Here is a 21144-nt window from a genome sequence, read left to right as displayed (position 1 = left end):
TCAGCGTGGGCTGCGATAGGTCGCGGTGACCTGGTAGATGCGACCGTAGTAGCCGTCGTCGTTGATGCTCGGCCCACTTGTGTAGTTCTGGTAGCCGCCCGTGTAGGACTGGTTGCGCTCGCCGGTGAGGTTGCGCGCTTCAGCAGCCAGCTCCAGCCCGTTCTTGAAGCGGTAGGACACCTTGGCATCGATGAACGCCGTGCGCCTGGAAAAGACTGGCGCACCGGGGTTGTAGGGCAGGCGCCAGTTCGCAATCCCCACACCCGGGAAGTTATTGACGCCGATGGAGTTGCTGTTGGCCCCTGGCGTGAAATTGAACAAGCGCTTGGCCACCACCTGTTGAGCGATGCGGAACTGCAGGGCTCCGTCGTCGTACCACAGCGAGGTGTTGAACGAGTACTTGGGCTGGTTGATCAAGGGCAGGGTCTCGCCGCTGATCTGGTCGATCATCGGCGTGCCGCCTGCGTTGCGCAGCTGGGTGTAGTTGGCATCCATGCCGGTGTAGCGCAGCACGGAGGGCAGGAAGGTGAAGGCCGTCTTGCCGCTGAACTCCAGGCCACGTCGTTTACCGGTCAGCGGATTGTTGGTCCACATGCCGATGTTGAACTCCTTGTTGGCCAGCGACTCACCCGTCAGCGGATCCACAAGATTGCTGTTGGCGAAAACGCGAACATCGCCGAGTGCAGCGCGGAAGTTGGGAGCGCCCACGACGTCGCGTTGCTGGAAGACCCCAATCGACACCAGGGTTTCGCGGTTGACGTACCACTCCAGCGACAGATTCTTGTTGATCGTGGTCTGCGGCTTCAAAGCCGGGTTGCCGAAAGTCCGGTTGCAGCCCTGGTCGGCTGGCGTGCCGTCCTCCTCTGCGTCAAGATCATCAACGATCTCGCTGTTGGTGCAGGTGACGGCGACGCCACCGTCGCCCGTCGTCGAGACCCGGCTCAGCGGCAACGTGCCAATATTCTTGGACCAGGAGAAACGGGTTACCAGCTTGTCGGCCACGGGCCACAGCGCCAGGTTCACGCTCGGGCTGATATCAGTCCGGGTGCCCTTGAAGTCGACGTTCTGGGAAACCTGGGCAACTTGGACGTTCTGGGTGTCGCCATTGCCCGGCACCCAGTTGGCAGTCTTCTGGATGGACCGGAAAACGAGGAAGCCGGTAGAGCTCATGGTGGTGCGCACGACGCGCGCACCGACGTTGCCCGCAAGCTCCATGCCGAACGGCAGTGGTCTGTCAGTGAACGGCAACCTGTCGACCTCGAAGTTGGTCATCAGGTAAGCATGCACCTTCTTGTCCTGGAAGGAGCTCTTGGGCGCGTCGTAGTAGTTGCCGTCACTGGCGATGCAGCCCTTGTAGCAGTCCGGCACATTGAAGCCTGCGATGTCAAACAGGTTGTAGACATCGATGGTGTTGAAGCCATTGAACAGGTTGGCCGGGCGATCCTTGGAGCCGCCGTAGTACTGGCCTGACGGCGGGACGACCATGGTCTGCGTCACGATCTGCTTGAGCTGGTCTGGCGTCACCGTGGTCGTGCCGGCCACCCCGTTGCCGGGATAGGCGTTGATCATCGTGCCCTGTTTGACGCCGTAGTCGCACTTCTGGCCGCCTGCTGCCAGCGATCCGGCCGTGTCTTGGCAACCCACCAGGTTCCACCGAGTATTCACCGCCGGCAGGTACACGCCAGGCACAAACCCTGCCTGCCCGAAGGTGCCGACGGGCGCCTTGATCTCCGGGCCATTGCCGCTGTAGCGGATCGCATCGTTCTGGATGCCCTGCAAGCCTGTGCTCAGTTTCGTCAAGAACGGAACTTTGTCCGTCAGGTCGTAGTTCACGTCGACCTTGAGGTTGGTCTCGCGGTTCTCATTCAAGAACGCGCGGGCTACCTGGAGCACCGAGGCGCTGGTGTATTGGGCGCGCTGGGCTGCTGTGTATGCCGGCGTGGCCACGGGGTTCAAGGCGTTGGCGGCCACGGCGGTGCTGGCGGTCGGTGCGCCCAGCACTGCGTAACCGTCCATGTTGCTGAACTGATCCAGCGCGCCGCCGTCAGGGCGGCTCACGCTCCACAGGCCATTGCCTCCCAGTTCGGCGTAGGCGAGTCCGTAGTAAGAAGCAAACCCGGCTCGGCGATCCTGGCGCTGTCCGGTGGAGTCGTTGCGCGCCGCCATGAACTTCACTTGCAGTCGGCCATCACGGTACTCGCCACCAAACTGCAGGGTTTTGCTCGTGGTGTCGATCTTCGAGGCGATGGTGTCGGTGCCCAGGGAGTTGCCATCCGTCGTGTAGCTCGTCACGTGGTGGCTGCTGTCCACCGTGTAGCCCGGCAGGATGGTGGTGGTCGTGCCCTGGATCAGCGGCGCGTTGTTGGCGCGCCACGTGTAAGTACCGGGCAGCGTGGAGCCCGAGGCGCCGGGCGTCAACGTGCGGGTGTTGGTGGTCAGGTTGTCCGTGAAGGTGCCGTTGAACGTCGGGGATGCGCCTGGTGCGATGAAGGCGACCAGATCCTCCACGTGGCGTGAGCTCTTGGCCCACTTGCCGTAGACGGACAGCTTGTCGTTCACCTTCCAGTCCAGGCGGAGGTCGCCGCCGTTACGCTTGTCGTCATTGCGCCGCAGGTTGTAGCGCAGCCCGTTCGCGTTGACCGGCGTGTAGTCGTTCCACTGGTTCAGACAGCTCAGCTGCTCATTGAGCCGGGCTCCCTGGGCGGCCGTGCGATTGGCATTGGTCGTGATGCTGGCGACGTCGGCACTGGAGAGCGTTGGGAACGCGGTGAAGCAATCGGCCTTGGATTGCGCCGCACCCGACTTGTCAAGGATCTGGCGTGGTGTGGCCGACATCCACGTGCCGGTGGTGGTGGCCCACTGGCCGACCGGGACGTCCGCCACGCTGGGATCCAGCGCGCGCGCGCTGTTGACGAAACTGAAGGTCTTCTCGGGCGAATTGTCGAAGTCCGCGTACCGGGCCAGGCCTTGCGTGGCGTTGCTGCCGCCCTGGTTGATGGAATGGTTCTCGCGGAAATTGCGCGTGTAGTTGAGATTGGCCAGCACGCCCAGGTTGCCACCGAGGAACTTGTCCGCGAAGGTCAGGTGGGCGTTGGGCTTGGTCTTCTTGGCCAGATCGCTCTGGCTGGCGCTCAGCTTGAGCAGGTAGAAGGGCTTCTTGAAGTCCAGGCCGGTGCGGGTCTCGATGAGGACGCTGGCGCCCAGGGAGCCCGTGGTCATGGCTGCCGTGGCGCCTTTGACGATATCCACGCTCTTGATCAGCTCGGCGGGCAACTCGCGGAACTCCGTGCCGCGGCCATCGCCGCCGCCCAGCAGGTCGGTCCCGGCGCCCGAGGACACACCCAGGCCGTCCATTTCGACGCGTGTGCTTTCCGGGCCGTTGCCGCGGATGGTGACGCTGGTGCCTTCGCCGTACAGACCGCGTTCGATGGCCACGCCGGCGATGCGCGAGATGGCCTCGCCGATGTTGTTGTCCGGGAAAGCGCCCACGTCTTCAGCGACGATGGAGTCCTGGTGCGTGTCGGCGTGCTTCTTGCGGTTGATGGCCGAGCGCTGCGACTGGCGCGTACCGACGACCAGCACGGTTTCCAGTTCGTTTACGGGCGTCTTGGCCTTGGCGGCGGGCGTGGAGGCGGCGGCGGCCGGCGCGGAGGCAGCAGCAGCAGGCGCGGCGGCCGTCTGGGCCAGGGCGGCCTCATGGGCCATCAGGGCCAGGGCCAGGGAAACGGCGGCGCCGACACGGTCGCGGCGCGGTGCGAAGGGGCTGGATTGGGTCACGGGGGTCTCCGCTGCCGGTCGGATGCCGGCAATGTTGTAGTCAAGGGTGGCCTTGTCAGGCAGCCTGACCCCGCTGTGGCGGGACGGCTTGCCTGTGCGGCGGAGAGCGTTTTGAGTCACTTCACCGCTGGCGTGGAGCGCACGTTACGCAGCCGGTTACAACGCGAGAAATACGTTTTTTCCGTTTCTCTATGCCACGCCGGAATACCGGGCTCAGAAACAATGGTTAACCCGCGAAGGCAAACAGAAACACTCACGGCCGTGATTGAGCCTTTGCGTGAGAGCAACAGTTACGCGCAGGTTCAGTGCGTTTCTGGGGCTTGACTCAGCGCGCCGCGCCTAAGGGCAATCCCCGAGCCGGCGGGTCTTCAGGGCTTGGCGCGGGCCACTCGCTGCACGGCCGGCGTGCGGCGCAGCACGCGCAGCACGTCGGCCAGGTGCAGCCGGTCGCGCACGGCGATGAGCAGGTTCATCTCGGCCGTCTCGGTCGTGTCCGATAACGGCGCGTCGTCGCCCATCGCAATGTGGGTGATGTCCGCGCCGCCCTGGGCCACGGCCTGGGCCACCTGGGCCAGCACGCCCTTGCCGTTGGCGAGCAGCAGCGTGATGCCCGCCTCGAAGCTGCGGGTCGGTTCCTCGGACCATTCGACGCGGATCCAGTGCTCGCTGTCGCGCTGGAACAGTCGCTTGCCGACCTGGCAGTCGCAGGTGTGCACGACGAGGCCTTCGCCGCGGCCGAGATAGCCGCGCACCTCGTCGCCCGGGATCGGCCGACAGCAGGTGGCCAGTTGCACCGAGGCACCCTCGCTGCCGTCGATGGTGATGCTGGACTCGTTGATGGGCGCCTCGGTGAAGCGGCCCAGCGTCAGCGCCAACGCGTCGGGTTTCTGGCCCTGCTCGGCCATCAACCGCGCCAGCCTCTTGGCGATGATGGCCGCGATCTTGCGGCCCGCGCCGATGTCCATCAGCAGCTGTTCTGTGCCGGCGCTGCCGGCCCAGGTGGCCAGTTCGTGCCAGATCGGCGCCGCCGGGTCGTCCAGCTCCAGGCTGGGCAGGCCGAGACCTTCCACTCGCATGGCCTGGGCCAGCATCTTCTCGCCCAGCTCGCGCGACTCCTCCTGCTCCAGGTCCTTCAGGAAATGGCGGATCTTGGAGCGCGCGCGGCCGGTGCGCACGAAGCTCAGCCACGCCGGATTGGGGCTGGCGCCTGGGGCGGTGATGATCTCGACGATATCGCCGCTTTTCAGCTCGGCGCGCAGCGGCACGGCCTCGCCGTTGACCTGCGCGGCCACGCAGTGGTCGCCGACGTCGGAGTGGATCGCATACGCGAAGTCCACCGGCGTCGCGCCCTTGGGCAGCGCCATGATGCGTGACTTGGGCGTGAAGACGTAGATCGAGTCCGGGAACAGGTCGATCTTGACGTGCTCCAGGAACTCGTTGGCATCGCGCGTCTCGTCCTGGATGTCGATCAGGCTCTGCAGCCAGCGCGCGTTGGCCTGCTGCGCGATCAGCGATGACGCCTGCTTGCTGCGGCTCTTGTAGATCCAGTGCGCCGCCACACCTTGCTCGGCGATCTGGTGCATGCCCTCGGTGCGCAGCTGGAACTCCAGCGGCGTGCTCAGCGGCCCCATCAGCGTGGTGTGCAGCGACTGGTAGCCGTTGTCCTTGGGATTGGCGATGTAGTCCTTGAAGCGCCCGGCCTGGGGCTTGTAGAGCTGGTGCAGCACGCCCAGGGCGGTGTAGCACTGCAGCGGTTCCTCGGTGAGGATACGAAAGCCGAAGATGTCGCTGACCTGCGCGAAGCTCATCAGGTCCTTCTCGCGCATCTTGCGGTAGATGGAGTAGACCGTCTTCTCGCGCCCCTGCACCTCCACGCGCAGGCCCGCCTTTGCGAAGGCGGCGCGGATCTCCCCCTCGATGCGCGACACCAGGTCGCGCCGGTTGCCGCGCGCCTTGGCCACCGCCTTGGTCAGTGCCGCGTAGCGCCAGGGGTGGAAGTACTGGAACGACAGGTCCTGCAGCTCGCGGAAGGTCTGGTTCAGGCCCAGGCGGTGCGCGATGGGGGCGTAGATGTCGAACGTCTCGCGCGCGATGCGGCGTGCCTTGTGCGGCGCCATCGCGCCCATCGTGCGCATGTTGTGCAGGCGGTCGGCCAGCTTGATGAGGATGACGCGCAGGTCGCGTGCCATCGCCAGCAGCATCTTGCGGAAGGACTCGGCCTGCGACTCCTCCTTGGTGGAGAACTGCAGCTTGTCCAGCTTGGTCAGGCCGTCCACCAGATCGGCGGTCGTCGCGTCGAACTTCTCGATCAGCTCGGCCTTGGACACGCCGCAGTCTTCCACCACGTCGTGCATCAGCGCCGCCATCAGCGCCTGCGCGTCCAGCCGCCATTCGGCGCAGATGCCGGCCACGGCGATGGGGTGGGTGATGTAGGGCTCGCCCGTGGCGCGCTTCTGGCCCAGGTGGGCCTCGTCGGCGAACTTGTAGGCCTCGCGCACGCGCTTGACTTCGGCCTTGCTGAGATAACCGAGCTTGGGGGCGAGGGCGTCGAAGGAAGCAGCCTCCGCCGGCGTCGGCGGAGCCTTCTCGCGCAGCCCGGGCAGCGTGAACCAGGCAGTGAGGGAGCGTTGGGCCATAGGGAGCCGAATTTAGCCCAAGCCGCAAAGGCAACGGGCGCCCGAGGGCGCCCGTTTCGGGTTCAGCGGGTGGCGGCTTAGACCGGCACCTTGCGCAGCATCTCGATACCGACTTCGCCGGCGGCGATCTCGCGCAGCGCGGTCACGCCGGGCTTGTTCTTGCTCTCGATGCGCGGGCTGTGGCCCTGGCTCAGCATGCGGGCGCGGTAGGTGGCCGCCAGCACCAGCTGGAAGCGGTTGGGGATCTTGGACAGGCAGTCTTCGACGGTGATGCGGGCCATGGTGTTCCTTGAGAAAAGCGTGTCGGGAGCGCGATCAGGGCAGATCGAGCGCCTGAAAGACCGCTGAGCGGTTGCGACGCTGAGCCGCGTATTTTAGCCGCTGCGCGTGGACGATGGATTTCAGGTCGAACACGGCCGTGTCGAACACCGCATTGACGACGACGAAATCGAACTGCCGCGCCTGCGCCACTTCGACCCGCGCGTTGTTCATGCGCTTGGCAATGACCTCGGGCGCCGTGTCGCCGCGGCGGCTCAGGCGCAGCCGCAATTCGTCCCAGCTGGGCGGCAGGATGAAGATCAGCACCGCGAACGGGAACAGCTGCTTGATCTGCAGGGCACCCTGGAAGTCGATCTCCAGCACCACGTCCTCGCCGCCCTGCAGCCGGCTCTCGATGCCGGCGCGCGACGTGCCGTACAGGTTGCCGTGCACCTCGGCCCACTCGAAGAACTCGCCGCGGTCGACCATGGCGCGGAACTCGCCGGGGTCGACGAACCAGTACTCGCGGCCGTGCTGTTCCTGCCCGCGCGGCGCGCGCGACGTGTGCGAGATCGAGACCGCCAGCTTGGCGTCAAGCTCCAGCAAGGCCTTGACCAGGCTGGATTTGCCGGCGCCGCTGGGCGCGGCGACGACGAAGAGATTGCCGGGATATTCCATGGCCCGGATTCTAGGGACGGGGTTGCAGACGCTCCCGGGCTGCGGGTCGTGGCTTCAGCCGCTGCGCGTGAAAAACAGCGGCTTCAGCAGCGCCACGACGCGACACGGAAGCGACACGCACGAGCCCCAACGCATTGCCCGTGGGCGCCATGGCCAGGTCATCGGTGCGGCGCAGGGCAGGCCGCTGCGGCGGTCGTCTGGGGGCCCGGAGTTCATTGCCGCGCCGGGGGCTCCCACAGTTCGACCTTGTTGCCTTCGGGGTCCACCACCCAGCCGAACTTGCCCTGTTCGGAATCGTCCACCTTGTCCTGCACGTCGCAGCCTTCGGCGCGCAACGCGGCTAGCAGTGCGCGCAGGTCAGCCACGCGGAAATTGATCATGAAGGGTGCTGTGCTGGGCGCGAAGTACGTCGTGCTCTCCTTGAACGGGCTCCACAGCGTCGTGCCGGTGGCGCTGTCGTCCGCCCACTGGAAGACGACGCCGCCCCATTCGCTGACATCCATCCCCAGGTGCTTGCGATACCACTCGCCCAGGGCTTGAGGGTCTTTGGCTTTGAAGAAGATGCCGCCGAGGCCGGTCACACGTTTCATGGGAGGTGCTCCAGAGTTCGTGGCTGCAGCGTAGGGCCTGTCGGAGCAGGGCGGCGGTTATTTCGGTGCGTCGGCGTAGGCGATGCCGCAGACGGCGGCGGCCCCGGTCGGGGCGCTCGCGGCGCTCGGGGGCACGGCATCGCAGCGGCAGGGGATCATGTTTTGCAGCCGAGCGCCCGCCTGCTGCAACGCAGTGATGAGCATCTCCTGCGGTTGAACGCCGGCACACCAGGCCTGGCCTTCGGCGGCGCTGCCGAAGAAGGCATGCACGGTCTTGGTCACCGGTGTGCTTTGCAGCGCCGCCAGCATGCGCAGCAGCTCCGGGTCGTCGGGGCGGCGTGCCAGTTCGTCCTGGTAGCTGGCGGCGACGGACTTGGACGCGGTCACCAGCAGTTCGCCGCCGGTCCGCGCATTCAGTGAGCCACCTGCCGAGCCGGCCTGCTTCACGACCTGATAGGCGATGGACCCCAGCATGCGCAGGTTCTCCATCGCCTGGCGGCGCCGTTCGGCGTCGCGGTAGGCGGCGAGCGCGCGCTCGTTGGCCGCCATGTCGCGCCAGGCGGCGCTGACCTGGGCGCCGGCGGTCTTCAGCGTGGTGGTGACCTCGGTCTCCCGGCCTTGCAGCGACGGCAACTGATAGGCCAGTTGCAGCGGATTGGTCACCCAGCCGAAATGGATGCAGGGTGCGTTCACGTCCGCGCCGAGCTGGATCAGCGCCTTGACGGCCTTCGCGCGCCCGCCATGGGCAGCGGCGCACAGCGCAGTGAAGCGCTGGTCGATGCGGCGAGGGAGGTGCAGCTGGTCTTCCTCGGTGAACATGACGAAGCGCGTCTCGATGGGCACGCGGCCCGCGCGGATGCCGTCGATCAGCTCGTCCGACACCCCGGCGTTCAGGTTCAGGATGGGCGAGGGCTTGATGTCGTTGACGCCGGCGCGGGCAGCGGGCAGGGCGAACGACAGGGCGGCCAGCAGAGCGGCCGTTGCAGGCGTGAGGCGCATGGCTTCTCCGGGACAGGTCCCGAGATCATCCGCGACGGCCCGGACGCGCCGCCCGCGCGCTGGCGGCGGCCGTGACGTTTCACACGGCTGCCGGGCGCGGCGTCAGCGCGGGGCCCCGAAGTTCTGCGTCCAGTACGTCCGGTAGGTCGTGTTGGCGTTGCCGGCCACGCAGGCGACGCCGATGTGGCGGTAGTTCGCGTTCATCAGGTTGGCGCAGTGGCCGTCGCTCTTCATCCAGCCGTCCACCACGATGGCGATGGTGGACTGGCCGGCGGCGATGTTCTCGCCCACGCTGCGCCACGTGTAGCCGGCGGCGGTGACGCGGTCGCCCACGCTGCTGCCGTTGCTGCCGGTGTGACTGAAGAAGTTGCGCGCCACCATGTCGTCGCTGTGCCCGGCCGCGGACTGGGTCAGCGTGTCATTCCAGGTCAGTTCGGTCACGGCAGGGAAGCTGCCTTGCGCGCCGCAGGTGGCGCCAGCGCGCCGCCGCGCGTTGACGGCCTCCAGCATCTCGGCCTGGAAGTTGGGCAGGTTGCAGGTGAGGCGCGTGCCTACGGTCGTTGATGCCGGCGGCGGCGGGCTGGGCGACGGAGGCGTGGGCGTCGGGGCGGGGGTGCCCGCCACCGGGGGCGGCGCGGGCTCGGCGCCGCTACCGCCGCCGCCCCCACCGCAGCCCGTCAAGGCGAGTGTGCCAGCGAGCAGGGCGATCGACAGCGGCGCGGGGCAGGGGGCAAGGGCGGGGAGACTCATGGCCGCCAGGGTGGCACGCGGCGACCTGCGACCAGTTACAGGTTGCTGCGGCGGCAGCGGGTCAGCAACGTCCCGATACACCTGCCGGAAACGAACGGCGGGCGGCGCGACATTTGTCTCACGGCGCTCAGACCTGCCACCATACCGGCAGCAGCGCGCGGACCTCGGGGCGGCGGTAGCGTTGGTCCAGCAGCCAGACCCAGCCCTTGTCATCCACAGAGCGAAGGACCCGGCCGGCCGCCTGCACGACCTTCTGCAGGCCCGGCACGAGGTCGGCATAGCCGTGATCGACGCCGAACATCGCGTCCAGCCGCTCCCGCACCTGGTCCTGCACCGGCGACACGGGCGGCAGGCCTAGCGAGGCGATGAAGGCGCCGATGAGTCGCGTGCCGGGCAGGTCCACGCCTTCCGCGAACGCGCCGCCCAGCACCGCGAAGCCGATGCCGCGGCCGCCTTCGACGAAGCGTTCCAGGAAGGCGCGGCGCGCAGCGTCGCCCATGCTTCGCGACTGGCTCCATTGCGGCAGCTCCGGGTGGCGCAGCGCCAGCCGCGCGGCGGCCTTGTCGAGGTAGTCGAAGCTGCTGAAGAACGCGAGGTAGTTGCCGGGGTGCTGGGCGTATTGCGTGGCAAGCACGGCTACCAGCGCGTCCAGCGACGCATCGCGGTGCTCGTAGCGCGTGGACAGGTTGGCCACCCGTACGGTCAGATGCTCGGGCGGGAAGGGGGCGGGCACGTCGATCCAGGCGGTGTCGTCGGGCAGCCCCAGCAGGTCGCGTGGGTAGTCGGGCGGGCCCAGGGTGGCCGAGAACAGCGTGACGCTGCTGAACCCCTCGAAGCGCTCCTTCAGGAAGTGGCCCGGCACGATGTTGCGCACCGACAGCAGCACGTCGCGCACGTCGCCGGTGTCGATGGGTTCGCTGTCCTCATCCGGTTCCAGCAGCGACAGGTTCAGCGGCGCGTCCTGCACGGCGACGCGACCGGCGGTGCGCTGCAGGTCGCACAGCGAATGCAAGTCCAGGCGGTGCAGCAGCTTCTGCAGCCCCAGCACCTCGAAGTAGAACTCCAGCATTGCGCCCACTTCCAGCGGGTGGTTCTGCACATGCTCGCCGAGCACGACGTTGACGCGCTGCAGCGCCTCGGCCAGCGGCTCGGGCACCTCGGTCAGCGGCTGGTAGTCCTCCACCTGCTCGCGGCCGAGGCGAGCCAGCTCGCCGGCCAGGCGGCGCAGCGGTGGCTGCAGCACCTTGGGCGCGGCGGCGACCGCCTCGCGCACGCGGGCCAGGCTCAGCGCGGCGCTATACATGTCGCGCGCCCGGTCGATGAGGTTGTGCGCCTCGTCCACCAGTAGCGCGAGCTTCCATCCCTGCGACTGCGCCAAGCCGTACAGCTGGCCGTAGGGATCGAAGGCATGGTGCACGTCGCCCACGACGACATCGGCCCAGCGCAGCAGCTCCTGGCCCAGGTAGTACGGGCAGATGCCGTGCGTCAGCGCGATGCGGCGCTGCGACGGTGCGTCCAGCCACTGCGCCTGCACGGCTTCGGCGCGGGCTTGGGCCAGGCGGTCGTAGAAGCCGTGTGCCAGCGGGCAGGCTTCGCCGTGGCAGGCCTTGTCCGGGTGCTCGCAGGCCTGCTCCTTCGCCACCAGCGTCAGCACGCGCAGGTGCTTCCCCGGCACGGCCTCGCGCAGCGCTTGCAAGGCCTCCATCGCCATGAAGCGGCCGGTGCCCTTGCAGGTCATGTAGCCGATCTTGTCCAGTTGCTGCAGCGGCATCGCGCGCAGCAGCGGGTACAGCGTGCCCAGCGTCTTGCCGATGCCAGTGGGCGCCTGCGCCAGCAGGTGGCGGCCGTGGGCGGCCACTTTGTAGACGGCCTCGGCGAGCAGGCGCTGGCCGGGGCGCAGCTCGCCCTTAGGGAACGGCAGGGCGGCCAAGCTCGTATTGCGCGCCTGGCGGTGTGCAGCCTCCTGCGCGGCCCAGGCCTCGAAGGCACGGCAGCGCGCCTCGAAAGCCGCCCGCAGCGCGGCGGCGGTGAGCTTGTCGCGCAGCACGGTCTCATGCTGGGTGTCGGCGTCCACGTAGACGAGCGCCAGCTCCAGCTCGTCCAGGCCGCGGTCGGCGGCGATCAGTGCGCCATAAGTTTCCAGCTGCGCCCAGTGCAGCGCGCGGCGGTTCTCGGGGATCAGGTCCACCGGGCCGCGGATGGTCTTGATCTCCTCCAGCCGGTTGACATCGGCCTCGTAGCCATCGGCGCGTCCGCGCACGCGCAGGTTGCCGTGCTGGCCCTCCAGCGGCAGCTCGATCTCGTAGCCCGGCGAGCGGCGCGCCAGCACGGCCAGCTGCATGGCCTGGCCTTCCAGCGCGGTGGCGGACGGCGTGAAGCGGCGGTCCAGGCTGCCCTGCTTGGCCGTGAACTCGCACAGGCTGCGGACGGAGACGGTGTAAGTCCAGTCGGCCATCAGAACAACGACAGGTTCTCGCGTGCGGGCTCGCTGGTGCGCTCCCGGGCGGGCGCCGCCGGCTGCACCTCGCTGGCATGGACCAGGTTGCCGATGCGCACGCCCATCAGCCGCAGCCGCTTGTCGAACTTGACGCGCTTCAGGCACAGGCCCACCGCGTGGCGGATGTCGGCGGCGCTGCTGATGGCAGCCTTGACGGTCTGGTCGCGCGTGACGGTCACGAAACCTTCGAAGCGCAGCTTGATGCCCACGGTCTTGCCCGCGTAGCGTTTGCGCGCCAGATCGTCGGCCAGCCGCTGGCAGAGGTCGTCCATGATCTGGCCCAGCAGCGCGCGGTCGTGCCGGGCGCTCAGGTCGCGCTCGAAGGTGGTCTCGCGGCTGATGGACACCGGCTCGCTGAAGGTGACGACGGGGCGGTTGTCGCGGCCGTGCGAGGCGTTGTACAGCCAGTGGCCATAGCTGTCTCCGAACTGCTCGATGAGCCAGCGCGGGTCGGCCGCGGCGATGTCGCCCACGGTTTCAAGCCCCAGCTTCACGAGCTTGTCGCCGGCCTTGGGCCCGATGCCGTTGATCTTGCGCACGGCCAGTGGCCACACGCGGGTGGGAATATCGTCCAGCGTCAGCACACTGATGCCATCGGGCTTGTCCAGCTCGCTGGCGATCTTGCTGAGCAGCTTGTTGGGCGTGACGCCGATGGAGCAGGTCAGCCCCGTCGCGCGGCCCACCGAGTTCTTGATCTCGCGCGCCACGGCCTTCACGCCACCGAGCGGGTCGTGGCCCACCGCGTCGCGCACGCCGGGCACGTCGGTGAGGTCGATGTAGATCTCGTCAATGCCGCGGTCCTCGATGACGGGCGCCACCTCGGCCACCGCGGCCTTGAACAGCCGGGAGTATTTGCGGTAGCTGTCGAAGTCGGCCGGCAACAGGATGGCGTCGGGCGCACGCAGCGCGGCCTTCATCAACCCCATGGCCGAGAACACGCCGAGATCGCGGGCAGCGTAGGTGCTGGTCGTGACGACGCCCCGGCCGGTGTAGTCGCGCAGCCGGGCGTACGTCCAGCTGCCGTCCGCGAGCTGCTGTGGCGCGTCGGCCCGTCGCCCGCCGATGACGACCGCCTGGCCCTTGAGCTGCGGATAGCGCAACAGCTCGACGGACGCGTAGAAGGCGTCCATGTCGAGGTGGGCGATCCAGCGGGGAGGCTGCAGCATGGTGAGCGGCATTGTCTGGCGGCGGTGCTGACAGGGGCAGGCAGCAGAAGCGCGCAGCTCAGGTGTCACTTCTGACGATGGAGATGGGCCGGCTGGGAGGCGGATGCTGCACGCGCCATGGGTAGGCAGGGTTTCCGTGGTGTCGTGGTTTCTTGCACCTGCGAACGTGGGGTGCGTGTCGCGGGTATCAGGGATGGTTGTCCTGCTGGGGCTGACCACGGCCTGGCCTGGCTCGTGCTCACAAGGCTGGCACTGTTCAAAGCGCCCACGCCGAAAGCCGCGCAGTCAGACAACACTGGAGACACAAGTGATCAGGAAGTTGCTGGCCTTGGTGGCCATTGCGGGTGCGTTGATGACGCCGATGGCCTCTCAGGCAGGCTTGACGGTGCTGACCACGGCCGACGGCTGGCCGCCGCTGGGCAGCAAGGGGCTGGAAGGCGTGCAGTTCACGACGGACTCCGCAGGCGGGGTGAAGGTGGCGATGGGCGCTCACCCTTATATCTCCGGTGTGACCATGCCCAACGACGGCGTGCGGACGTACTACGGCGAGTCGGGCCTGTCGAATCCCACGCGGGCGAACTGGAGCTTCGACCTCGTCTACGACATCAGCGTCTGCAATGGCTGCAAGGTCTTCCTGGGCGTCGACATCGATCCCACGGCCAGCGTGCAGTACGTCGATCTCGACCTGCTGGCCGGCGGCGCACCTGCCACGCGCTACGCCGAGTCGTTGAACATGGAGATGGCGTTCCTGAACACGATGCTGGGCTACGACGTCAATCCCTTCGTGACCACGGCCACGGACTTCCGTCTGCACGTGCGGGACGCGACCGGCGCGCGCCTGGCGTCCACCGACATCATCGTCGCCGTCAACGTGCCGGAGCCGGCCTCGCTGGCGCTGGTGGGCGTGGCCATCGCGGGCCTGGCTGCCGCCGGTCGCCGCCGCAAAGCCTGATCGCCCCGAGGCATCGCCGACAAGCGGACTTCGGGCCGCTTTTTCGTGGGCGCTCTGCGGCGTTTGCGTGCGGCGTGCTGGACGAGACGGGGCGGCGAAAGGCGGCGTCGTGACGCGGTTTTCACCGCCGCACAGCGCGGCGATTGACGCTCACCAGAGCGCGTGAACCTGCGGCGCGATGCGGCGCTGATACACGTCGGCCAGCGCGTTCATCAGCGGTGAGGGCAGGGCGGCCAGGTCGGCGGCGCTGACGTTCTCGTCCACCTGCGCGGGCGCGCGGCCGCCCGGGATGGCCGTCGTGACAGCCTCGTTCATCAAGATCCAGCGCAGCGCCAGCTTGGCCATGCTCACGCCCTCCGGCAGCAGCGCCCGCAGTTCTTCCACGGCGGCCAGGCCCTGCTCGTAGTCGACGCCCGAGAAGGTCTCGCCCTTGTCGAACGCGGCGCCCTGGCGGTTGAAGCCGCGGTGGTCGTCGGCAGCGAATTTGCTGTCACGCGTGAACTTGCCGCTGAGCATGCCGCTGGACAGCGGCAACCGGGCCAGCACGCCTACCTGCGCCGCCTGCGCGGCGGGCAGGAACACCTCGGACGGCCGCTGCCGGAACAGGTTGAAGATGATCTGCACGGACTGAACGCCAGGGAACTTGATCGCGGCCAGGGCCTCGTCGATGCGCTCGACGCTGACGCCGTAATGGCGCAGCTTGCCGGCCTTCACCAGGTCGTCCAGCGCGCCGAACACCTCGGGCATCGTGTAAACGGCGCTGGGCGGGCAGTGCAGCTGCAGCAGCTCGATGGCGTCGGTGTCGAGGTTCTGCAGGCTGCGCTCGATGAAGGGGCGCAGGTCGCGGTAGCCGTCGGCGACGTGCGGGTTCAGGCGGCGGCCGGCCTTGGTGGCGACGTGGAACTTGTCGCCCGGTCGCTCCTTGCGCAGCCGCGCCAGCAGGCGTTCGCTGTGGCCGTCGCCGTAGACGTCGGCCGTGTCGAAGAAGTTCACGCCGCGGTCCAGCGCGCGGTGCAGCGCGGCCATGGCGGCCGCGTCGTCGGTGTCACCCCAGGTGCCGCCAATGGCCCAGGCGCCGAAGCCGATTGCAGAGACGTTCCAGCCGGTGCGGCCGAGGGGGCGGTAGATCATGTGCGGTCCCAAAAGAAAACCACGCGCCGGCAGGGCGCGCGGTCATCAAATGGTAGCGAGAACAAGAAGCCCCTTCGGGCGGTGCGTCAGAGCACCTCGGACGCGAAATCGGCCAGCCGCGAGCGCTCGCCGCGCGCCAGTGTCACGTGGCCGCTGTGGGCCCAGCCTTTGAAGCGATCCACCGCGAACGTGAGGCCCGAGCTGCCTTCGGTCAGGTAGGGCGTGTCGATCTGCGCGAGGTTGCCCAGGCAGACAATCTTGGTGCCGGGACCGGCGCGCGTGATCAGCGTCTTCATCTGCTTGGGCGTCAGGTTCTGAGCCTCGTCGATGATGACGAACTTGTTCAGGAAGGTGCGCCCGCGCATGAAGTTCAGGCTCTTGATCTTGATCTTGCTGCGCACCAGGTCATTGGTGGCCGCGCGGCCCCATTCGCCGGCGGTGGAGCCGCCCTTGGCCAGCACTTCGAGGTTGTCGTCCAGCGCGCCCATCCACGGGCCCATCTTTTCTTCCTCGGTGCCGGGCAGGAAGCCGATGTCCTCGCCCACGGGTACGGTGACGCGGGTCACGATGATCTCGCTGTAGCGGCGATCGTCGAACACCTGCGCCAGTGCGGCGGCCAGCGTCATCAGCGTCTTGCCGGTGCCGGCTGTGCCGGTCAGCGTGATGAAGTCGCACTCCGGATCCATCAGCAGGTTCAGCGCGAAGTTCTGTTCGCGGTTGCGCGACGTGACGCCCCACACGGAATGCTTTTGGTTGCCGTAGTCCTTCAGCGTGCGCAGCACGGCGGTCTTGCCGGTGATCTCGGTGACCTTGGCATACAGCGGCGTCGCGCCCGGCGCTTCCAGGTAGACCAACTCGTTGATCAGCAGCGTGGGCACCAACGGGCCGCTGATGCGATAGAAGGTGGTGTTGCCCTGCTGCCAGCTCTCCATGGTCTTGCCGTGGCGCTCCCAGAAGTCCGCAGGCAGGGCCTGGACGCCGGTGTAAAGCAGGTCCGAGTCCTCCAGCGTCTTGTCGTTGCGGTAGTCCTCGGCAGGCAGGCCCAAGGCGCGGGCCTTGATGCGCATGTTGATGTCCTTGGACACCAGCACCACGTCACGGCCCGGGTGGCGGTTCTTCAGCGCCTGCACGACGCCCAGGATCTGGTTGTCGGCCTTGCCTTGCGGCAGGCCCTGCGGCAGCGGGGCGTCGATCAGTTCGGTCTGGAAGAACAGCTTGCCCTCAGCCTCGCGGTGCCCGGTGCCGGCGAGCGGCAGACCCTTGCCCATCTCTTCGAGGCTGCTGGTCTTCAAGCCGGCTGCGAGCTGGTCCAGCTCGCGGCTGACCTGGCGCACGTTGCGGGCGACTTCCGTCATGCCCTTCTTGTGCCCGTCCAGCTCTTCCAGCGTGATCATCGGCAGGTAGACGTCGTGCTCCTCGAAGCGGAACAACGACATCGGGTCGTGCATCAGCACGTTGGTGTCGAGCACGAAGAGCTTGGGCTCGCTGGCAGGCTTGCGTGTGCGCTTGGGCGCGGTGGCGGTCTTTGCCCGCGCCTTGCTGGCGGCCTTGACGGGCAGGCCCGGCTTGGTGGCCGCGGCGGGGGCGGTAGGCGTGGGGAGCCGCAACACTTCCGCCGTGGGCGGCGCGGCCGGGGTTGCCGCGGCGGCTGCGGGAAGGAGGGCGGGCGCGACCGTCGGCGGTGTCGCGCGTGGCTTGCTGGGGGTCAGGTTGGCCGAGTAGGCGGTGGCTTCGAGGCGGCTGGCGCGTTGTGCAGGAGGCTTGGGCAGTGGCATGTACGGCTAGAGCGGCGGAAGTGAACCCCACGCAATCCAGGTGCCAGAAAGCAAAAAGCCGCACAGGATGAGTGCGGCTTCTTCAGTCTGAGACAAGGTTTGGACCCGGGGCATGCGTCGATTATGCACATGCTGCGGGTGCCCCCGATGTCAGAGAACAACGCGTGCGGACGCTTTCAGGCGGCTTCCTTCTTCAGCTCTTTGACGGCCTTCAACACCTCGTCGACATGGCCGGCGACCTTGATGCCGCGCCATTCGCCGACCAGGATGCCATTCGGGGCGATCAGGAAGGTGGAGCGCTCGATGCCCTTGACCTTCTTGCCATACATGATCTTGTTCTTGACCACGCCAAACATGTGGCAAAGCTTCTCTTCCGTGTCGGCGATCAGCTCGAACGGCAGCTCCAGCGCCTGCTTGAACTTGTCATGCGAGGCCATGTTGTCGCGGGAAACACCGAACACGACCGCGCCAGCTTTCACGAAGTCCTTGTGGCGGTCGCGGAATTGCATCGCCTCAGTGGTACAACCGGGCGTGTTGTCCTTCGGGTAGAAGTACAGCACGACCGACTTGCCCAGAAAGGCATTGCCGGTGAACTTCACGCCGCCGGTGGCTTGAGCCTCAATTTCCGGCAGGGGTTTGTTGAGCGCAGGCGTCATTGGGGGGTGCGGCAAGTTGTGCTCGCGGGGTCTCCGGTTCGTGATCGCTGTTTGTGCAGCAATTCACGCGGGCGCCCGCAGGCAATAGCCAGTGATTATAAAGCCTCGCAACGCCGGGACCGATCTCCCGGCACGGGAAGACTCACCGTTCGATGAGCAAGGCCGCCAGAACGTTGCGGCCTTCGCTGGCCAGCACGTTGTAGGTGCGGCACGCAGCGGCGATGTCCATCACCTCGAAGCCAATGCGCGCTTCTACCAGCCCGCGCCACAGCGCCGGATTCGGAAAACGCAGTTTTGCCCCGCTGCCGAAGACGACCAACTCCGGCTTCAGCAGCTTAATTGCTTCGAAATGCGCGGGCTCAAGTTCCTCGAAGCGCGAAGGACGCCAGGCGACCACTTCGCCCTTCCACGGCACCAGCAGGCTGGCCGTGTGAGGCTCTCCATTGACCCAGACGCCCTGGGTGTCATGGCGGGAGATGCTGTTGCCGCCTTGCGGCTCGTCGAGCTGGAACTTCATCGGAAAACAGGGGCGGAAAGGCCGGGCGCGAGTGTCGCCCAGAACGGCAGGCCGCGTGCCCGCCCCTTTAAACTTCGAACCCCTTCTTTTGCACTGCAGCAGACGCTGCGCCGGAGCCCCATTTGAAGCCCATTGCCAAGTCCAGCAAGCTCGCCAGCGTCAGCTACGACATCCGTGGCCCGGTGCTGGACAAGGCCCGGCAGATGGAGGAGGAGGGCCAGAAGATCATCAAGCTGAACATCGGCAACACGGCGGTGTTCGGCCTGACGCCGCCTGACGAGATCGTGCAGGACATGATCCGCAACCTCGGCGACGCCGGCGGCTACACCGACAGCAAGGGCCTGTTCGCGCCGCGCAAGGCGGTCGTGCACTACATGCAGCAAAAGGGCGTCAAGGGCGTCACGGTGGACGATGTTTACCTGGGCAACGGCGCCTCCGAGCTGATCCAGATGTCGATCAACGCGCTGGTCAACGATGGCGACGAGATCCTGATCCCGGCGCCGGACTTTCCGCTGTACACAGCGGTCGTGGGCCTGTCCGGGGGGCGCCCGGTGCATTACCGCTGCGACGAGGGCGCCGGCTGGCTGCCCGACCTGGCCGACATCGAGAGCAAGATCACCGATCGCACCCGCGGCATCATGGTCTGCAACCCGAACAACCCGACCGGCGCGCTGTACCCGAACGACCTGCTGCTGGGCATCATCGAGCTGGCCCGGCGCCACCAGCTCGTCATCTTTGCCGACGAGATCTACGACAAGACGCTGTACGACGGCAACGTGCACACGGCGATGGCGTCGCTGGCCGACGATGTGCTGTTCATCACTTTCAACGGCCTGTCCAAGAACTACCGCAGCTGTGGTTACCGCGCCGGCTGGATGGTCGTCAGTGGCGAGAAGCGCCACGCCCGCGACTACATCGAGGGCCTGAACATGCTGGCCTCGCTGCGGCTGTGTTCCAACACGCCCGGTCAGCTGGCCATCCAGACGGCGCTGGGCGGCTACCAGAGCATCGACGACCTTGTCGCGCCCACTGGCCGCCTGTGCCGCCAGCGTGATCTGGCCTACGAGCTGCTGACGCAGATCCCGGGCGTCAGTGTCGTCAAGCCGAAGGCCGCGCTCTACATGTTCCCGCGGCTGGACCCGCAGATGTATCCCATCGCCGACGATCAGCAGTTCGCCTACGAGCTGCTGGCCGACGAGAAGGTGCTGATCGTCCAGGGCACCGGCTTCAACTGGCCCGAGCATGACCACTTCCGCTTGGTCTTCCTGCCCAACGTGGACGACCTGCGCGAGGCCATCGGCCGCATCGAACGTTTCTTGGGTGGCTATCGCCGCCGTCACTCTTCCTGATTTCCGAAGTTGTTTGATTTGTGGGACAGACCGATCGAGCTAAGCGAGTAGCCCTGTCCCAAACTGATTAAGGTTCCTGCGATGAAAGCGATCCAAGTTGGCCTGATCGGCCTCGGCACCGTCGGTGCCGGCACCTTCAACGTTCTGCAGCGCAACCAGACCGAGATTCGCGGCCGCGCCGGCCGGGGCATCGAGATCGCGATGGTCGCAGCCCGCAATGCCGAGCGCGCCAAGGCCTACCAGGCCGTCGTCGGCGACGGTGTGCCCTGCACGGGCGACGCTCAGCAGCTCGTCAACGATCCGGCCATCGACATCGTCGTCGAGCTGATCGGCGGCATCGAGCCGGCACGCACGCTGGTGCTGCAGGCGATTGCCAATGGCAAGCATGTCGTCACGGCCAACAAGGCGCTGCTGGCGCTGCATGGCACGGAAATCTTCGAGGCCGCGCGCGAAAAGGGTGTCGTTGTCGCGTTCGAGGCCGCGGTGGCAGGTGGCATTCCCATCATCAAGGCGCTGCGCGAAGGCCTGACGGCCAACCGCATCGAGTGGATCGCCGGCATCATCAACGGCACGACGAACTTCATCCTGTCGGAGATGCGCGGCAAGGGCCTGGACTTCGCCACCGTGCTGAAGGAAGCCCAGCGTCTGGGCTACGCCGAGAGCGACCCCACCTTCGACATCGAAGGCGTGGACGCGGCCCACAAGCTGACCATCATGAGCGCCATCGCCTTCGGCGTGCCGGTGCAGTTCGACAAGGCGCACGTGGAAGGCATCTCCGCGCTGCAAGCCACCGACATCAAGTACGCCGAGCAGCTGGGCTACCGCATCAAGCTGCTGGGCATCACTCGCCGTCGTGATAACGGCTTCGAGCTGCGGGTGCACCCGACGCTGATCCCGTCGACCCGTCTGATCGCCAACGTCGAAGGCGCGATGAACGCGGTCGTGGTGCAGGCCGACGCCGTCGGCACGACGCTGTACTACGGCAAGGGCGCCGGCGCTGAGCCCACCGCGTCGGCCGTCGTGGCCGACCTGGTGGACGTGACGCGCCTGGCCACGGCCGACCCCGACCACCGCGTGCCCCACCTGGCCTTCCAGCCCGATGCGATGAGCGACACGCCGGTGCTGCCTATGGCCGACGTGAACACCGCGTTCTACCTGCGTCTGGTCGTCGCCGACCAGGCCGGGGTGCTGTCGCGCATCACCACCATCCTGGCCGAGCATGACATCTCCATCGACGCCGTGCTGCAGCGCGAGTCGGCCGACGGCGAGCGCCAGACCGACCTCATCATCCTGACGCACGACACCGTCGAAGGCCGCATGAACGAGGCGCTGGCCAAGATGCAGGGGCTGCCCACGGTCCTTGCCCCCATTGTGAAGCTGCGCAAGGAAGAACTGGCCTGAGCCAGGAACCGA

The 21144-nt window shown here is 67.0% G+C and carries 16 protein-coding genes; 3 read left to right on the top strand and 13 right to left on the bottom strand.

The window, feature by feature from the left end; translation table 11 throughout:
• The 9 genes from ACG02S_RS15260 to ACG02S_RS15220 all read right to left on the bottom strand — a co-directional run bounded on the left by ACG02S_RS15260 (window position 1) and on the right by ACG02S_RS15220 (window position 13351).
• Entirely contained in the window at window positions 1–3777 is a 3777-nt protein-coding gene (locus ACG02S_RS15260) for a TonB-dependent receptor (RefSeq protein WP_394471324.1), read from the bottom strand.
• Between the two features lie 368 nt (window positions 3778–4145).
• A complete protein-coding gene (locus ACG02S_RS15255; RefSeq protein ID WP_394471323.1) occupies window positions 4146–6413 on the bottom strand; it encodes a RelA/SpoT family protein in 2268 nt (755 codons plus the stop codon).
• Window positions 6414–6490: 77 nt separating this feature from the next.
• Window positions 6491–6694 (bottom strand): DNA-directed RNA polymerase subunit omega, encoded by a 204-nt coding sequence (gene rpoZ / locus ACG02S_RS15250; RefSeq protein WP_394471322.1) that lies wholly within the window; start codon window positions 6692–6694, stop codon window positions 6491–6493.
• A gap of 34 nt (window positions 6695–6728) precedes the next feature.
• Complete coding sequence (gene gmk, locus ACG02S_RS15245) at window positions 6729–7349, bottom strand: guanylate kinase (RefSeq protein WP_394471321.1); 621 nt, start codon at window positions 7347–7349, stop codon at window positions 6729–6731.
• Between the two features lie 212 nt (window positions 7350–7561).
• Window positions 7562–7939: a VOC family protein gene (locus tag ACG02S_RS15240; RefSeq protein WP_394471320.1), complete on the bottom strand. Its 378-nt coding sequence runs from the start codon at window positions 7937–7939 to the stop codon at window positions 7562–7564.
• 57 nt (window positions 7940–7996) lie between these two features.
• Entirely contained in the window at window positions 7997–8938 is a 942-nt protein-coding gene (locus ACG02S_RS15235; protein WP_394471319.1) for a hypothetical protein, read from the bottom strand.
• Window positions 8939–9040: 102 nt separating this feature from the next.
• The gene (locus tag ACG02S_RS15230) at window positions 9041–9688 is read right to left on the bottom strand and encodes a CAP domain-containing protein (protein ID WP_394471318.1); all 648 of its coding nucleotides are present in this window, start codon (window positions 9686–9688) and stop codon (window positions 9041–9043) included.
• A gap of 127 nt (window positions 9689–9815) precedes the next feature.
• Window positions 9816–12143, bottom strand: coding sequence for an ATP-dependent DNA helicase (locus ACG02S_RS15225; protein WP_394471317.1), 2328 nt, complete (start codon window positions 12141–12143; stop codon window positions 9816–9818).
• Window positions 12143–13351 (bottom strand): DNA polymerase Y family protein, encoded by a 1209-nt coding sequence (locus ACG02S_RS15220; RefSeq protein WP_394471316.1) that lies wholly within the window; start codon window positions 13349–13351, stop codon window positions 12143–12145. The genes ACG02S_RS15225 and ACG02S_RS15220 overlap by 1 nt, the downstream gene beginning before the upstream one ends.
• Window positions 13352–13658: 307 nt before the next feature.
• On the opposite strand from ACG02S_RS15220, the gene ACG02S_RS15215 reads away from it, so the two are divergent.
• Window positions 13659–14303 carry a PEP-CTERM sorting domain-containing protein gene (locus ACG02S_RS15215; RefSeq protein ID WP_394471315.1) on the top strand — a complete coding sequence of 215 codons (645 nt, stop codon included), beginning with the start codon at window positions 13659–13661 and terminating at the stop codon, window positions 14301–14303.
• A 150-nt stretch (window positions 14304–14453) separates the two neighbouring features.
• On the opposite strand, the gene ACG02S_RS15210 is transcribed toward ACG02S_RS15215, so the two are convergent.
• The 4 genes from ACG02S_RS15210 to ACG02S_RS15195 form a co-directional block, all read right to left on the bottom strand.
• Complete coding sequence (locus tag ACG02S_RS15210) at window positions 14454–15434, bottom strand: aldo/keto reductase (RefSeq protein ID WP_394471314.1); 981 nt, start codon at window positions 15432–15434, stop codon at window positions 14454–14456.
• A gap of 86 nt (window positions 15435–15520) precedes the next feature.
• Window positions 15521–17209, bottom strand: a complete 1689-nt coding sequence (locus tag ACG02S_RS15205) for a PhoH family protein (RefSeq protein WP_394471313.1) — start codon at window positions 17207–17209, stop codon at window positions 15521–15523.
• A 176-nt stretch (window positions 17210–17385) separates the two neighbouring features.
• On the bottom strand, window positions 17386–17865 hold the full coding sequence (locus ACG02S_RS15200) for a peroxiredoxin (RefSeq protein WP_394471312.1): 480 nt from the start codon (window positions 17863–17865) through the stop codon (window positions 17386–17388).
• Window positions 17866–18007: 142 nt separating this feature from the next.
• The gene (locus ACG02S_RS15195; protein WP_394471311.1) at window positions 18008–18382 is read right to left on the bottom strand and encodes an Mth938-like domain-containing protein; all 375 of its coding nucleotides are present in this window, start codon (window positions 18380–18382) and stop codon (window positions 18008–18010) included.
• A gap of 122 nt (window positions 18383–18504) precedes the next feature.
• Here ACG02S_RS15195 and ACG02S_RS15190 point away from each other — a divergent pair, with 122 nt between their 5' ends.
• The gene (locus ACG02S_RS15190; protein WP_394471310.1) at window positions 18505–19731 is read left to right on the top strand and encodes a pyridoxal phosphate-dependent aminotransferase; all 1227 of its coding nucleotides are present in this window, start codon (window positions 18505–18507) and stop codon (window positions 19729–19731) included.
• Between the two features lie 81 nt (window positions 19732–19812).
• Window positions 19813–21132: a homoserine dehydrogenase gene (locus ACG02S_RS15185; RefSeq protein ID WP_394471309.1), complete on the top strand. Its 1320-nt coding sequence runs from the start codon at window positions 19813–19815 to the stop codon at window positions 21130–21132.
• Window positions 21133–21144 lie beyond the last annotated feature (12 nt).

The organism is Pelomonas dachongensis (assembly GCF_043555865.1).
Lineage (GTDB): Bacteria > Pseudomonadota > Gammaproteobacteria > Burkholderiales > Burkholderiaceae_C > Pelomonas > Pelomonas dachongensis.
The sequence above is the reverse complement of the archived record's forward strand: the minus strand, read 5'-3'. Positions and strand labels throughout refer to the sequence as shown.